Origin of the sequence: Oligoflexus sp., assembly GCF_035638955.1 — a bacterium.
Lineage (GTDB): Bacteria > Bdellovibrionota_B > Oligoflexia > Oligoflexales > Oligoflexaceae > Oligoflexus.
Genome location: NZ_DASQYZ010000049.1, coordinates 1 through 15,571, shown reverse-complemented (window position 1 = coordinate 15,571; position 15,571 = coordinate 1). Strand labels below are relative to the sequence as shown.

Genomic DNA, 15,571 nt, shown 5'->3' with positions numbered 1-15,571 from the left:
TGATGTCGGCAGTAACTTGGGGCACATTGTAGGGGTCATATTTCAGTGACTCACACAGGCGGCCCCTAAAATGCTACAGATGATGGCCGTCGCCGATTGGTTCCTGGAACGCTCTCACGCTTTGAGTGTTCGCGACAGAATCCGAGGTCGGATTTTCATCTTCGTACTCGGGTTACACTTCATATTTCAAACCTCCCTGATTTTTCTGCTGACCTCTGAACGAAGCCCCTTTCCTTTCTTCAGCCAGATCCTCGGCGAGGCGCTGATTCTGATCGTGCTGCTAATGTATACAAGGTTCACCGGAACGTATCGGCCAGGCGCCATCGCTCATTTCCTGGTGCAGATCGCCCATATGGGGGTAATCATGGCTCAAGGCGAATCCTTGCATAGCGTTTATTTCACGACCATAGGAACCAATGTTGTGATCATGGGTTTTATCCTTGGGCTCAAGCGCGCCATCCCATTGGTTCTTCTGCAGGCGGTGATGACCCTCGTTCTGGTTCATTGGAATGGCATCTATGCACGGCAGCTGCCCTTTCAGCTCGATTTGCCAGGCTATGCCTATGTTTTGGCATTCAGCCTTCTGCTGGCCCAGCTCACGGTCGTAGCATTTTCCTGGCTCTATCAGTCAAGTCTGCAGCAGGATTATGCTCAGCTGCAGCAGGAAAGAGTGAGCCTATTTCGGTCGGCTCGCATGTTTGACTTGAGTCGCATGTTGGGCGAACTCAACCATCACGTGAACAATCCCTTATCCATCATTCACGCGCAGCTTTACCGTCTGGCTCTGCATGCCGGGCAGCATCCGAGTCGGGCGGAGTCCCGCGAACTGACCGCAGTTTCCAGCCAGGCGCTGCAAAAGATTCGGTTCATCGTCGAACATCTGAAAATCCTGGCCTCCCCCGATACTCAGGAGCGACTCTCAGTGATTTCCATCCATAATCTCTGCCTCCATATTCTTACACATTTTCAGGAAGGCTTTCGCCTCAAGGGTATTTCTCTGCACTTTGTCGATCAAACGATGAATATGAGTTTTTCATGGCGTCATCATGAGCTTTTTACGATACTGGCTGCGGTTATTCAAAATGCAGGTGAAGCCGTGGAGAATTGTGTAGAGAAGCAGGTCACGATGCGCACGGAAAAATGTGACGAATGGTTGGTTTTCATCATTTGCGATACGGGCCCTGGTATACCCGAAGAGGAGCAAGGCCAGCTCTTCAAACCATTCCATTCCACAAAAAGATCATCCCATCATTTAGGTTTGAGTCTGCTCAGTTCAAGGGCCGTGCTGGAGGATCGCGGGGCCTATATCGTTTGCGAGGACGTGGCTCATGGGTGTTCGTTTCAGATTGGCCTGCCTCTGACCGCTGGACGCATACAAGAGGGCTGACGCTTTGGCAAACCATCCCAGCTATTTGGAACGCTTGATTCACCGGGTTGATCACATCAGCGGCAGGGCGGATACCAACGATCCCTTCCAACGATTTCGCTGGCGGGCTTTCGTCGTTATGCTCATCGTCCTGGCATTCATTTGCCTGCTCCAGGCTATCACCGCATGGCTTTCCGGTCAGGCTCCGATCGTAGTGATGACCATGCTTATCCTTTTTTTTCTGATTATTATCAGCCTGATCCTCACACGGCGCTCGGCGCGTATTGATGCGACCGCGTCCTGGGTTTTGATTTTTTTGGTTCTGATGGGAGCCCTGTTGGAATTCGGAGGCGGACGCAGCCCCAATACGCCCATGATCTATTGGAGCACGGTGATGATCTTCGGTGGCTACGTGTTCTGTGGCCTGAAACGAGGTACGCTGGTTGCGATCGTTTTAATCGTATCAACGATGGCTGTGATTATGGTGCCCTTGGCTTTCGATCATGCCCGTATTCTGCCCGGTGGAAGTGACGAAGATTCTTATCGGAGAAGGCTGTTTGTCACGGTTCTGCTTTGTCACTTTCTGCCGCTTTGTCTGCTGGGCATGTATGAAAATTTTTTTAAATTATGCCATGACGAAGCCCGCGCTCTCCTGGACAAGGTGGAAGGGCGCAAGGACCGTGCTTTCCTCAGCCGCCTCGCACGCCTGATCACAGATGAAATGGACCCGGAACTCAGGCGCATGGAACTGGCCTATCATAATCTTCATAAAGGTGGTGATGTTCTGAAGATGACGGCCGATGTCCTGGAACCACTGCAGCGGTTGGTGCATCTGACGAGACGCTATGAACCCTTGTCGATCGGAGCATTGGCTGCCGTTGAGTAAGGTTTAGCGCCTCGTGATATCCCTGACATCATGAAACGCTTCACGGATTTTGCCCATATCCGGATGGAACAATCAGCAGACTCGTCCTTCCGCTTCCGCGGAGGACAGTCGTTTTTTTTGCTCATTTTTCTTTGCATGGCGCTGCGCGAGCTGATGGAAAATCCAAACATCGAGTTGCAGAGCGTAATCCTGCAGTGTCACAGTCAGGTGTTTCATATCGTCATGAAAATGCAAACGCAAGAGCGTCATCTGCGGCTAACCCTGGCTGAGGATTTTTTACAGGATATGGAAGCAACCCTTCGGTTTGTTCCAGGAGGAAAGGGCACATCCTCCAGCCAGCTGGAGATTGTTGTGCCCCTGGTATGAATGGAGGCAGCCTGCCGATGCAGGCCTTTTGTTAGCGGCGTGTCACCAGCGTGCTGGTTTTGCTGCCGTATTCAATGACCTTCTCAGGAACGGTCAACTGGTTGGCCGTGCCGCCATTTCCAATCTGGCCGTAGGTGTTGCTCCCCCAGCATTTCAAGGTGCGATCATCGAGCAACGCGCAGGTGTGCTGACGACCGGCCGAGAGTTCCATCACGGCCCGACCTGGAGCGATGGTGACTGCCGTTTGCGTAGGGGCTGTGCGGCCGATCGTATCACCGGATGCCAGCTGACCTTCGTCGTTGGCGCCCCAGCATTGGAACGTGCCGCCATCGAACAGAGCGCAGGTGTGTGACAGACCCGCTGTTACCTGACGTGGCACAAGTCCGGTCCCGATATCGATACCGGTTGCGGCTGGTGCCAGGCGAACTGTTGTATCACCATAACCCAGCTGACCTTCGGAATTACGGCCCCAGCAGCGGAGACTGCTGTCGCTGAGCACAGCACAGCTGTGATAGGTACCAGCATTCATCGAACGTACCGTGACGTTGGCACCAAAGTCAACGGCGGTGGCGGCAGGAGCGGTCCGTTGAATCTTATCATTGTAGCCTAACTGTCCATCGGAATTGCTGCCCCAGCATTTCACGGTGAAATCGTCGAGCACGGCGCAGCTGTGGTACGCGCCTAGAGCCAAGGCACGGGCAGTGCGACCCTGACCCAGGTCGATGGGCGTCAAAGGAGGTGCAAGACGGTTGGTGCGATCCCCATAACCCAGCTGACCGGAACCATTCGCTCCCCAGCATTTCACCGAACCATCGTCGAGGATCGCGCAGGAATGGGCGAACCCTGTTGCGATCGCTTTTGCGGTACGACCCAGGCCGAGATTGATGGATGTTTGTGAAGCCAAGCCACGGAAGAGTTGGTCTCCATAGCCCAGCTGACCCGAAACGTTTTGTCCCCAGCATTTTACCGTGCGATCCTGAAGGATGGCGCAGATATGGGAAAATCCAGAGGACACTGTCATCGCATTCTTGCCATAACCCAGATTCAAACCGAACGAGGGCGGCATATAACGGTCCTTGTTATCCCCATAGCCGAGTTCGCCTTCGAAGTTATAACCCCAGCAGCTCAGGGCGTCATCATCCAGCACCGCGCAGGTGCTGGAACCACCGCTGCTCAGCTGCTTGGCCAGCACGCGCAGGTCGTTTTCGAACGTGATGCGGAGAGTATCGGACGCAGTGTTGCCCGCGAGATCGGTTACCATCAATTCAAAGTCATAGTCGCCGGCGAGGTTCGTCGTGATGGAGGTGTCTTCACTGTTGGGCAGGGAAAAGCTCGCGGTTCCTGGACCCGATTTTACCGACCAGCGGAAAATCATGCCGTCCTCGGTGGTGGCATCGATGGTGGCGCGATAGCGGCTGCTGCGATCGAGGCCCAAAGATACGACAGGGGCCTGGGTATCCCAGACAAATGTCAGTTCATCCGAAGCCGTGGCGCCGGTGGCTTTGGTGGTTGTGAGACGAAGGACGTAAGTGCCGTCCATTGTGGCTTTTGCTGTCGTGTCTTCGGCACTGGCGGAACTGAAGACCACAACACCAGGACCCGAAACCTTGGTCCAGCTGTAGGTGACAGCATCAACCGTGACAGCATCCAGAATAATTTCCTGGTTGGTGTAACGGTCCTGGCCCACAGTGACAGCCGGGGCCACTGTGTCCCAGATAAACCGCATATCGGCGGAGGCTTCGTTGCCGAGATCATCCCAGGCTTTGAAGCGGACGGTGTAGGTTCCGTCTTGACTGGCGGTGATTTTCGTTGATTTATTATCCTTGGCTGTAAAGACCAGGGTGCCGGGTCCATTGACTTGAATCCATTCCACGCGATCCGCATCGGAACCGACCTTGCCTTCCACCAGTGTGGTTTGGAAGGTTCGGATTTCTTCGCTGACGACAACTGCCGGTGGACGTGTGTCCCACTGCAGGGTCAGGTCGTTGCTGACGGTTTGACCTTCCTCGTTGCGAATAGTCAGACGGATGGTGTACACCCCATCCTTGTCAGCACGCATGAGCGTTTCAGCCGCCTGTGGCGTTTGAAAGAGCACCGTGCCAGGTCCGGTAAGCTGGGTCCAGTCCCAAGTGGTGGCTGCGGTGGTTTGAGCTTTGACGAGAGTTTCCTTGTTGGCGCGAACCAGATCCGGGAGCTTGATGCTCAGAACGGGTTTGGCGTCCCCTGATGCAATCGGTGCATCGGCAGGAGCGTCAGCGAGGTTCACGCCGCCGCTGTGTTTGGATTTTTTCTGACACGCAGTGGAAAGAACTAAAGTGGATAGGATCAGTACCATCCCTTTTAAAAAGCTTCTCACGATTTGTCCCCCCTCTAAATCGATAACTCTGTAAGCGGCCTGATATCGGCCCGGGTTTATGAAATATTGAGGGATACCTTTATCGCACTGTAGAATCACGGTGTTGACGAGGGTATTGCATAGAGACGGTGGGAAGGAGCGGCGAGCATTGCGATGATTTCGTTGTGGGGGAAAAAGGGGTTCTTACCTGGCGGTAAGAACCCCCGTACTTCAATACGAGGTTGTTCCATCCTCAAGAGGGGCCCCGCGCATGCGCGGGCTGAACATATGTGAATGAGTCTGTCCCCTCCTCAAGGTCCCCGCGCAAGCGCGGGCTGAACGTGTGTGAGTGCAGTGGCGCCTTAAGGCGTTCCCGTTACCTGCTTCAGGATCTCGATCATCTTCCGCCTATCTTCCGGACGCGCTTCCACAGCCTTCCTTGGATTGGAGTTGGCAGGAGGCATCGTACGGGAGCGGGTGGTTTCCCAGCTTAGGCGCTCGATATGGGAGGTCCCGCTTTGGCTCAATTTGCTTACAACCGTTCTATCATCACCCTCTAAAAAGTTAAGAGGACCCGAGCCATGACACTGACTGCAATACCTACGTAAAAGTACAAGACGCTCGTCTTTCTGCTCGCCCTGATTCGCGTCCTTGCCGGTGCTATAAGCCGGGGGCATGGCCGCAAATGCCCGCAAGTCACAATTCGGAAGCTTCGTTTGCAGAGCGGTGGCAAACGCATTCAGAGTCCGGCAACGGGTAAAGGTGCTCTGTTTGAACAGGGGTGATGCCTTCACTTCAATCAGATCCAAGGTGTTCTTGAGATCTTCACTGCTTTTAATACTGCGGCGAAGCCAGGTCAGGTCCGCTTCCTGAAATTCTCCAGCGATGCCAAAGATCAGACGCGCGGCGTCCTCGTTTTCCAATGTCCAGGTTTCCAGAGGATCCTTGCGTTCCTGCAGCGGTTCGACCTCAGCAGGGATGTCCTTGTCATCCGCCAGCTGCTCAAGACTGCCTTTGACATCAACGCCAAGGTGGTTGAGAAACGAGGTGTCCTTGCCGGTCGCAAAATCTTTGAAGGGATCAAAGTTCGGAATATTATTCTGCGGAATCGCCAGGCCTTCTGGAAAAGAACGGACCCACGCTTTTTCATAAGCTGCCTTGGCTTGAATGTACAGCTCATCATCGAATCGATCAAAGAGACGCCAGGTCAAGGCCAGTTCGAGGCTGAGACGCCGGCAGTGGGCGTCATCACAACCTAGGCTCCAGAGCTTTTGATAGGGAATCAAAAGGTTGGCCCGATCTGTGGCATCATCGATTGCATTTGGAATGGTGGGCAACTGACGAATCGGAATGCCCAGATAACGATCCGACTTGATGGCTTTGACCAACTGTTCCTGTATTTTCGGATTGGCGGCTGTTTCATCCCAACCCGGATTGGAAAAAATCGGTGACTCATTCTGATGACAGGCCAAGCAGAAGGGTCGACTGGCATAACGCACCCGGGGCTCCAAACCAGGACCATAGTTATCAATGATCTGAAATTCAAAGCGGCCCATATCAGGATTGTAACTGATCGCTTCCAGCTGATTGGCAGCTTCCACATAACCCACATAGAGACGATCTTTCACCTGAAAGCCAAGGTCGTCCGCGGTGCCCTTGCCTTCGCTCACAGCAGCCATCACCACCCGGGGATAACGAAAAGGTTCCTGGGTCGCATGGCGCTGCAGGGATCGGCCTTTGGGAACCAAAGTCGCCACCATCGGCGTTTCAAGCCTGGATTCCAGGCGCGCCCGCAGAGCTTCCAAAGGAAAAGGAATCTCCTGAATGAAACGATCGCCCTGACGAACCATGGTCATTTGATCAAAAAGGGAGCGACCTTCGCCCGGAATTTCGCCTTGGAGGTCCTTGGGATCTTCCTTGAGTTGGCTCAGCCTGGGTTCTGCCGGCTGGCAGGCTTGCAGAAATATGAGACTCAAAACGATCCGGAAATGGCGGCCGTTCATCAGAGTATTCCTTGTGATGGGAAAAGGAAAAAAGAAATCAGGGGGCCGAAGCCCCCCAATACTTATGAGCGGCAGACTTCCGTCCAGTCCGCTTTGTCCGCTTCTGTTTGACTGTGCAGGATGAAGTTCAAAGTGTAGATGCCTTGGATGTAGGCACGACCCAGATAAAGACCTGGTTTGACCATGCGAATCTCATCGCGAATGCTCAGACCAAAACGTGTCATCGGCCAGTCAAAAGCTGGGATATAACCCGGGATGGTATCACCATAAGCATAATCGAGGACGATGGATTCACGACGGGAGTCGATCAGACTTTGACCGCAGTAAACCCTGGCCGGAAAGCGTTGGATGACGCCCATGCGGTTGGTTAAAGTCCCTCTCTCGCGGTTGAAGGTCTTGCCACGCCATAGGTTGGTGCCAACCGATTTCAACCAGCCTTCCAGATGGGGAGGCACAGCGATGGCAAGGATGCGTTCGATATCGTTGTCACCGCTTTCATCGAATTTAACAAATCCATCATAGGCGCCGTTGGGAGTCGGGCCAGCGGTCAGCTGCGAATAGATCTGATCCAATTCCAACTGGGTTTTGCCCATCAGAGTTTCGACATCATAGGTCTCACGCTCGTCCTGAGTCAAGACAGGATAGTCGCTGAACCGAGTGGGATAGGTGCTTTGGGCCATTACCGCAGACGATGACGTGAGCAGGGTCAGAGTCAGTACGAAGTTTTTCATGCTTGGCATCCTTAGTGTCAGAAGTTTTTCAAATACTGGGTCAAAGCGGTTTTGTCATGATCGCTGAGGTCGGCGCCAAAGGTATGGCCCTTGTTTTCCACAAGATCCGTACAGTTGCTGTACTGACTTAAGGTCGACAGGAGTTTGTCCTTGTTGCCAAGAATAGCATTCACGCGTTTTTGCAAAATGGCGGCAGATTCCACCGGATTTTTGCCTTCCACGTCCGCTTTTGTTTCATTCAGCGTGCCGTTCACAAAGGCCTTGATGTTCAAGCTGCTTATCAGGCCAACCGGCGTTCCCCGGGGGATCGACAGCTGAATCGGCATGGGAATATTCTGTTTGGTCAATGGAATGTTCAGAGTGATGCCGATATCTTCCGATGTTCTGGAGATTTTTTCGATACGGGTTTCAGGATAGAGCAGTTCTTTCATCGAGGCCTCGTAGCGAGCCAGGCGAGCCTCGACGCTGGGATCCGGCTGAACACAGGCCCATGCCTGCTTATTGTTCGGACTGCATTGCTCGGGACCAATGCCGTTATTGTGCATGAAAGGGGCGTGGGCCCAAAGGCTGAGCAAGGAAATATTACGATAGTAACCCCGGCCGCCGCCGGACTTGCCGTTCAATTCGGGAATGCCGCTAGGAGTCGGCAAAGATTGGAAGGTTTCCGAAGCGAATTGTTCCCAGATTTGGCCTTTGTTGTGGTTGTCATGCAAAGCCCGGCAGCGATTGCTTCCCACCAGAGCGGCATCGGTTCGCTCGTCATTCCCGAGCCAATCGATGCGCACACCTTTTTCATCAGCTTTCAGGAAGTCCTGACTCAGGAAAAATTTCTCATCGCGTGGCTGACCCGGAAGCTTGGGTTTCAAACTGGAGTGACACTGGGCGCAGTTTTTAGCAAACACCTTGCGACCGGCTTCGAACACACCGCCTTCGGCTGCGTACTGGGCATCATATTGAGTTTTGGCTTGTTTAATGAGTTGAGCGCCGACCTTTTCACCTTCGGAGCTTACGGCATCTTTCAAATCCGTGGGACGACGGTGAAGGAGGAAGGAAACAAGATCCGGCAGACGGTCTTCCATCGAGCGCCAGTATCTGCAGTCCTTGCGACACTGCGCGATATCGAAAGGCCGCTGACCCAGGCCAGCGCCGCTGAATTGCTTGAGGCTCATCAGGTTGTTCTGCCAGCATTCTTCCGAGCACATGCCGATGTTGACGTAAACACGGATGACAGCCAGGTCAGCGCCCACACTGTCTTCAGCACCCTTCAGGATGTGCATGACGGGTTCTTTTTTGGTGCCGAGAGCCCATTCGCGGGTTTCAGCATCACGACGCCAACGCTTCACGGTTTCGACGAACGTTGGCTTTTTATCGAAGTTGATGATGGCGTTGAAGGTGCCGGTATTATGAATCTGATCATTGGGAACGGCTGACGTGTCGGTGGTTCCTGGGCGAACATGGGTTAAAGCCTGGTAGAACAGGCTTTTCGCTTCAAAGCCGGAGGTGAAGATCGATGTGTTATCCAGAAAAACGTTACCGACGGTGCCGTCGATGTTGTCCCAACGCGGATTTTCGGTATCCTTGGGGGGATTGTTCGGATTGAAACCTATATGGCAGGAACCGCAGGCCGTTCCAAAAAGGAAAGGTGGTTCGACCGAAGCATCCTTGGGATTGTATTTCGCCCAGCCTTTCCACGCTGATTTTTTAAAGCGCGGATTCGGAAATTTACGAAAGCCAAGGGCTCCTGTCGATGTCCCGAACTCCAGACGGCAGGCATCTTCAAGACCTGGGGCGCTCAAGGCACAGGCTGGATCCTTATAGCCGTCCTTGCCCACATACTTAAGAAGTTCTTCATCGCCTTCACAGATATCGAAGCCATAGCTCGATTCATTGCCCGGCTTGCAATCGGGATCCGTGATGAGACCGAACTGTTGAAAGCGCTTGCCACGGGTCTGTGTGCCGAAAATCCGATACCAATCAATGGGTGCCTCGAATCTTTGCTGGAGCACGTAGCTGTGATGATATTTATTGCCAGCGGTAGCCTTATACCAGAGGTCGCTACCGATTTTCTCACTTGGGCTCAGGTACGAGTTGAGTTGGTCATAACTAGAAGCGCCTTGCACAATAGGACTGGAGACGAAGAGAGTAAGACCGAACAGGCCGCTCCTCACAAACGCTCTGAATTGCATAGTTTACCTTTCACGGGAATCTTTGAGTTGTCTGCGTTTTCTGAATAGGGAATAGGCCGGGGCATCTCAAGGAGGGTTTACTTACATTGTAAACTGGGCCGGGATTCCAGGCTTTTGTTTTGTTACAATGTAAGTAAGAGAGGAAGACGTAGTAATAATTGGCTAAAAGAACTCAGCCGGGCTGCAGCTTCACGCTCGATGGGATCCGGCGTTCCTGTTTGGGCTGCTCCGCGACAGTGTTCTGCAAGATGACTGTGCGGCTGGGGAATGCGAAATCGATGTTTTCCTGAGCAAAACGTTCGAAGAGGGCGAGGTTGATGCTCTGTTGCGTGTCCATGTAGATGGTGTAGTCTGGAGTCTGCATGGTATAGACGACCTCAAAATCGAGGGATGACTCAGCGAATTTCGTAAAGTGAGCACGATCGAATTTACATTCATTCATGCTGCCTATGATCTCCTTAATCATTTCTGGAATCCGCTGCAGCTTGTCGCGAGGCGTATCATAGACCACACCGATCGTAAACACGATGCGCCTTGTCTGCATTCGCTTGAAGTTACTGATCTCGGTATCAATCAAGACCTTATTCGGAAAGACCAGCTGTTCACCGGATAGACTTTTGATGCGGCTGGTTTTCAGGCCGATGTTTTCCACGGTACCCGACTTGTCGCCGACCACAATAAAGTCCCCAACCTCGAAGGGACGGTCGAGAACGATCGACAGTGAAGCGAAGATGTCACCCAAAATATTCTGCATGGCGAGAGCAATGGCAATCCCGCCGATCCCAAGGCCGGTGACCAGAGCGGTGATATTTACGCCCAGATTATCGAGCAGGAGCAAGAGAAGCAGGGTAAAGAGCAGAAACTTGCCCGTGATATTGATCGCACTGTAGGCCGAGATGTCGACGTTCTCATCCATCTCGAGGTGATTACGCTTCATCAGATAGCGGCGTAGGAGTGCCTCAACAAGCAGATTGCCCCAGATGCCGGCCTGTAAAAAGAGACCAATTACAATCCCTTTATAAAAAATTTCGCGGGTTTGCGGCGGAGCGCCGACCAAAAACGAAGACGCATAAAAGGCCAGAATGAAAATGAGAAGGCCGTGAGTGCGTTGCATCATGGCGACAAACATATCATCCCAATGGGATGCTGTATGTCGCGCCACGGTCTGAAGGCGTTTGATCGCTTTGCGCAAGACCAGGCGCAGCACAGTCCACAGCACAAGGGACAAGGCGATCAAGCCTAGCCATTGTGTGAGTGTGAGCTCCAGATAAGCAAAGTCGTTGAGTCGGTCAAAAAAAGTCTGATTGGCATCCATAAGCGTCCTCCCTATCCAAAAGGCCTAGCAAGGATGCAAACGGAATGCCAAAGGGCCCTTATTCCTGACACTGCCCCGGAAGACTTCGAATCCATTCGGAAACCACCGACACGCCTTCGGTATGGACCATGGTTTTGGCGATCTCCGGCATTTTCACGGCCGCTTTGATGGAGTTCATACGATCCACCAGCAGGGATTTCTCCGGCTGACCGGGTACGATATCGAAGAGGGTTCCACCGGTGCCACGGCCGGCAGCAACGGGCGGTTTGCACAGACCTGAATTGATTCCGGCGGGTTGACCAATCTGCAAAAAGAGAGCCGAGGTGCTCGCCTTGCCGGACGGGCTGTGACAATGCGCACAGTTGATATCCAGGTAGGTTTGGGCCCGGTCGGCAAGAGTTCCTGTGCTGGGATCATTCCAGATGGGGTAACGCCGCATGCTCTTCAGATCATCCGGCGCGCCCACGAGTCGACCCGCTGCGATCAGGAATTCCAATTGATTGTGACCGCTCAGCTCACCATCACCTGATTTATTTAAATAACCGGCTTTGACACCAATGGGGGCTCCATTGAGGTGACAGCCGACACACTGAGCCATGTTCGGAACACGATAGGTATTGCTGCGACTTTGTCCCTGGGTATCGATCCAGCTCACATCCACTGCAGAGCCACCACGAATCAGCTTCGCTTCAGAACGATCCTTCGCCCACAGATACGTGAGACCTATCCAGCCTTTTTCACGGTGAACGAGCAAGCGGGTTTCCACCAATTTTTGTGGTGATGCCGGATTCCTTAAATCGCTGGGAAAATAGAATGTTTTAGCGATCACAGCTCCAACAGGCAGACTGAAAGCCTGGGATGGATGATACTGGGCGCTGGCGCCAGGGGGCAGGAACAGGACGCGGTCTTTGCTTGAGTAATCAGAAAACAGCGCTGTGGTCAGGTCATAGGGATAGCCACCATCCTGGGGTTTGGAGAGAGGATTATGAGCATCCGTGAAAAGATTATAATGGCTTAAGCGGGGGCAATCCACAGCCAGCGCATCCCAGTTGATGCCATCGCCTTCATTTTCGCAAAGCCGCGCGATGTCCTCTTCAGTCGGGAGCGTCGGATCCACTTCGGGCAAAGGCGGGATGGGACTCAACTGAACGGAGGCAAAGGCTGGATGGGTGCAGGTATGCGGCTCCAGACTGCGATCCATTTCACCGGGTACAGGGGACCACCAGCGTTGTTTAAAGAGCTGCATGTTGCCGAAATAGGATTTATCTCCTCCATCATGATCGTTGTCGCCGATGCAAAGGCGCTTGTCGCCCGTGAGGCCGGCTGGCAAAACTCCGCCTTTGCCATCGGGAAGACCCATGCCGTCATAGGTGATATGCGGAACGCGATGTGGGAAATTGAGTGCGGCCGCCACAAGCCCGAGTTGATTGCCGCCGATGAGCGCGAGACCCCCGGCTTTACGCATCACATTGTCGTGAATCCAAACATGTTCGGGAACAGAATCAAATTTCGGATCGTTGACCTCACGCTGGGTGATGCTATAGTTGACGACCGCGATGCTGGTGGTGTTATGCCGTTCGATGGTGTTGCGGAAGATTTCCACATCATCATTGGCCATCACCAGGACCCCGGTCCCTTGTGGAACTGTGGCGACACTGTTACCGGGTGGAGCAAAGTTTTTATAATTATTTTCATAGATAAAGTTTTGATAGACCCGCGTGCCACGTCCGCCTTGAACCATGAGATTGGGCAGATTGAAAACGAGAATGCCGCCGGTATTATTGGTGGCGACGTTAGCATAGACGTCCGCATGCTCGGAGTTTTCAATTTCAATGCCGGCGACGTTGTATTCCACGCGGTTGCGTCGGACCACGATGTTTTTGGATTGCCCGACATAAACACCGGCATCCGAGGCGCCGATGACCACATTGTCTTCGACCAGAACATTGGATGATTCGACCGGATAAAGACCATAGGCACCGTTTTCCACAGTCCCGCGTTTGGTCCATTCAACTTTCACGCGCCGAATCGTAGCGCCATCAGCGCCGATTATTTTAATTCCGTCGCCCGGATGATCGACGACGCCGAGATCTTCAACGACCGTTTGATCCGCATAGGAAATGATGGCCTGGGGACCACCGGCATTGGCCCCATAGATGAGGGTGGTGGCATTCATGCCGGCGCCTTTGAGAGTGACGAAAGGCGTGATAATACTCAGCTCCTGACTCATGGCGAAACGCCCCGCGGGCAGGACTACCGTATCACCCGGCTGGGCCTGAAAAAGGGCTTCCTGAGCATCAAATTCCAAATGCGCCGTAGCGGGAATATTCCAGACCTTGGCGCTGGCCAACGAAGGGCCCATTGTCAGCATCAACAGGCCAACAGCGGCGCATTGTAAACGCAAATTGCGTTCATGCAATCGAGTCATAAGACGACCTCATCATGTATAGGGCGAAACTACATTTGGGAAACTAGCGATGTCTTAGCCCGAGCTTGTGTCTTTGTCCAGAGAACTCGTCGTGGATTGCGTCGTGAAGGAGTTGCAGATATTGGTATTGAGCGAAACTTTAACCAGTGAGGCTTACCCCGCTGGGGTTTTCACCTATCAGAGGGATGAAGAGTAGAGCCAGCCCTGGATTGGCTGGCTTATCGATTTAGTTTATTTTGCTGCGAATGATGATCATAAGCGGTCGACACGTTTCAGAGTATAAGGCGAGGATTCCCGCTCGCTCATCGTGAAATAGCCGGAACCATTCGCATCATATGCAATCGCTTCACCCTGACCTTCAGCAGTATCCGTAAGCGCTATCGGCGGAACTGTAAAGGCGGACTCGAAATTACCGCCGTCTGGTGCCCGGTATTCATAGACAGCGCGATAGGTGCGCAGCAAAAATCTATTGGCGCAGGGGTGGATGGATCCGGACGTGACGGCGCGGAAGTTGCCATCGGGACCGAGCGGCATTTGGAGTTGAGCCACAGGGATCAAAGTGGAAAGCGTATCCGGCGCCGGCAAAGGTTGCGGAAATTTATAGGCTCGACTGAGGCCTGATGCGTCCTCTTTCGTGACAACATAAATCTCACCCGTTGTGGGATGCACCATGAGAGTTTCAGCATTGGCTGGTTGATCCGGATAGACGAACGGGAACCGATCGCCCTGCAGAGTGCCATTGGTTTCGCCCGCACTCAGATTCGGTTCTTTCATGCGATAGATGGCAAAGGTTGTCGGCTGCGGTGGTGGATGACCGCTGGAGCGTCCGATGTCACCCATATAAAGACAGTGACCGATCGGGCAGGGGCCGGTCGCGATATCTTCCCAGTCCCAGGGTATGACGCCTGCCACATAGGTTCCCAGGATTGCAGCATTGGTTTGGTTGATCGCGACAAAGTTCGCGTTATTCTCACTGTGCGCGTAAAGCACGCCGGGGTTGATGCGACTGGCAGCAAGACCGGATACCTCCACGATGTCGGGTGAGGTGAGCGTCCCAACCTTGGTGACGGTGGAAGCGAATGAATCAACCCTGGAGCACTGGGACAAGCCCACAGGTTTCAGGGCGACCACTTGCGTGGTGTTGGTGGTGGGGAAGGGAGAGCTGCCGTTCCATGCAGCCTGCGGACCGGCAGCTCCCAGGGGTCTATAGGCGGCATTAAAAAGAAGGCCTGTTGATGTCGAGGCAAGGCAGGTGTCAAACGCTTCGATAAAATCAGACGGTGGGCCAATAGAGATTTCAGGGCAGCTTGCGCCGGTCCAGATTTGGGTTCCGAACCAGACCGCGAAGCCTTGTTCAGTACTCGTGGTCAGAGGCGGTGCCATCAAAGTCGCGATGTTTCCATTTTTTTGGCCGTTGGCGGTGTCGATGGGCTGGATGGGATCCACACCTTGCAAGGCCAGGATACTGCCGGCTGCATGGCTGGCTATGCTGAGACTGAAAGAATAGCTAGCGGGTTCTTCATTCCCGGCCACTTTCCAAAGAATCCAGGATTTGAGCTGCGACGCACTTTGATCCGAGCGCAGAAGCATCCAGCCTTCCGGGGCCTGGATCGTAGCTTCGACCTGGTTGCGGTTGGCTATGCGGGCGAGTAAAAGATCACCGGACACCACACCCGTGGGCCGAGGTATTTTTAATTCATGGATACCTTTTCCCGTGGCCGTGACGCTCGATCGCAGGCTGATGGCCGTGGCCATGGCTACGCCCTTGGCGAGGCTCGGCACGAGTGCCATGATCATACTTATGATAAGGGGAACAACCCAGGGCAAACGCATGATTAAAATTGAGACATCAGGACTGTGAAAAGATAGTCATTGTCCCATCCTGCTTTATGCCGTTTTCCCTTGATTCCTCTTTTGGATGTTTTTTCTTGCTTGAGTAAGTTTAAGGCGATTCG

10 protein-coding genes and 1 pseudogene are annotated in these 15,571 nt (G+C 53.3%); 3 read left to right on the top strand and 8 right to left on the bottom strand.

What is annotated here, in order from left to right; translation table 11 throughout:
* The first annotated feature begins 70 nt into the window (after positions 1-70).
* From VE954_RS04900 to VE954_RS04890, 3 genes are all read left to right on the top strand, one after another.
* Entirely contained in the window at positions 71-1,387 is a 1,317-nt protein-coding gene (locus tag VE954_RS04900) for a HAMP domain-containing sensor histidine kinase (RefSeq protein WP_324950260.1), read from the top strand.
* A gap of 4 nt (positions 1,388-1,391) precedes the next feature.
* Positions 1,392-2,252, top strand: a complete 861-nt coding sequence (locus tag VE954_RS04895) for a hypothetical protein (protein ID WP_324950258.1) — start codon at positions 1,392-1,394, stop codon at positions 2,250-2,252.
* Between the two features lie 117 nt (positions 2,253-2,369).
* Positions 2,370-2,618 carry a hypothetical protein gene (locus VE954_RS04890; RefSeq protein ID WP_324950256.1) on the top strand — a complete coding sequence of 83 codons (249 nt, stop codon included), beginning with the start codon at positions 2,370-2,372 and terminating at the stop codon, positions 2,616-2,618.
* 31 nt (positions 2,619-2,649) lie between these two features.
* On the opposite strand, the gene VE954_RS04885 is transcribed toward VE954_RS04890, so the two are convergent.
* From VE954_RS04885 to VE954_RS43705, 8 genes and pseudogenes are all read right to left on the bottom strand, one after another.
* Positions 2,650-4,974 carry an RCC1 domain-containing protein gene (locus VE954_RS04885; RefSeq protein ID WP_324950254.1) on the bottom strand — a complete coding sequence of 775 codons (2,325 nt, stop codon included), beginning with the start codon at positions 4,972-4,974 and terminating at the stop codon, positions 2,650-2,652.
* Between the two features lie 341 nt (positions 4,975-5,315).
* Complete coding sequence (locus VE954_RS04880; RefSeq protein WP_324950252.1) at positions 5,316-6,956, bottom strand: hypothetical protein; 1,641 nt, start codon at positions 6,954-6,956, stop codon at positions 5,316-5,318.
* Between the two features lie 62 nt (positions 6,957-7,018).
* Positions 7,019-7,687: a hypothetical protein gene (locus VE954_RS04875; RefSeq protein WP_324950250.1), complete on the bottom strand. Its 669-nt coding sequence runs from the start codon at positions 7,685-7,687 to the stop codon at positions 7,019-7,021.
* 17 nt (positions 7,688-7,704) lie between these two features.
* A complete protein-coding gene (locus VE954_RS04870; RefSeq protein WP_324950248.1) occupies positions 7,705-9,873 on the bottom strand; it encodes a hypothetical protein in 2,169 nt (722 codons plus the stop codon).
* Positions 9,874-10,045: 172 nt separating this feature from the next.
* Complete coding sequence (locus VE954_RS04865) at positions 10,046-11,188, bottom strand: mechanosensitive ion channel family protein (RefSeq protein WP_324950246.1); 1,143 nt, start codon at positions 11,186-11,188, stop codon at positions 10,046-10,048.
* A 58-nt stretch (positions 11,189-11,246) separates the two neighbouring features.
* Complete coding sequence (locus VE954_RS04860; protein WP_324950244.1) at positions 11,247-13,616, bottom strand: parallel beta-helix domain-containing protein; 2,370 nt, start codon at positions 13,614-13,616, stop codon at positions 11,247-11,249.
* Between the two features lie 252 nt (positions 13,617-13,868).
* Positions 13,869-15,407, bottom strand: coding sequence for a hypothetical protein (locus tag VE954_RS04855; protein WP_324950242.1), 1,539 nt, complete (start codon positions 15,405-15,407; stop codon positions 13,869-13,871).
* A gap of 44 nt (positions 15,408-15,451) precedes the next feature.
* Positions 15,452-15,571: pseudogene (locus tag VE954_RS43705) on the bottom strand (ISAs1 family transposase); the annotation flags it as partial.

Coding starts and splice junctions, on each gene's coding strand:
- VE954_RS04900 (WP_324950260.1), top strand. CDS start 71: ATGCTACAGATGATGGCCGTCGCCGATTGGTTCCTGGAACGCTCTCAC.
- VE954_RS04870 (WP_324950248.1), bottom strand. CDS start 9,873: ATGCAATTCAGAGCGTTTGTGAGGAGCGGCCTGTTCGGTCTTACTCTC.
- VE954_RS04875 (WP_324950250.1), bottom strand. CDS start 7,687: ATGAAAAACTTCGTACTGACTCTGACCCTGCTCACGTCATCGTCTGCG.
- VE954_RS04865 (WP_324950246.1), bottom strand. CDS start 11,188: ATGGATGCCAATCAGACTTTTTTTGACCGACTCAACGACTTTGCTTAT.
- VE954_RS04880 (WP_324950252.1), bottom strand. CDS start 6,956: ATGAACGGCCGCCATTTCCGGATCGTTTTGAGTCTCATATTTCTGCAA.
- VE954_RS04855 (WP_324950242.1), bottom strand. CDS start 15,407: ATGGCACTCGTGCCGAGCCTCGCCAAGGGCGTAGCCATGGCCACGGCC.
- VE954_RS04860 (WP_324950244.1), bottom strand. CDS start 13,616: ATGACTCGATTGCATGAACGCAATTTGCGTTTACAATGCGCCGCTGTT.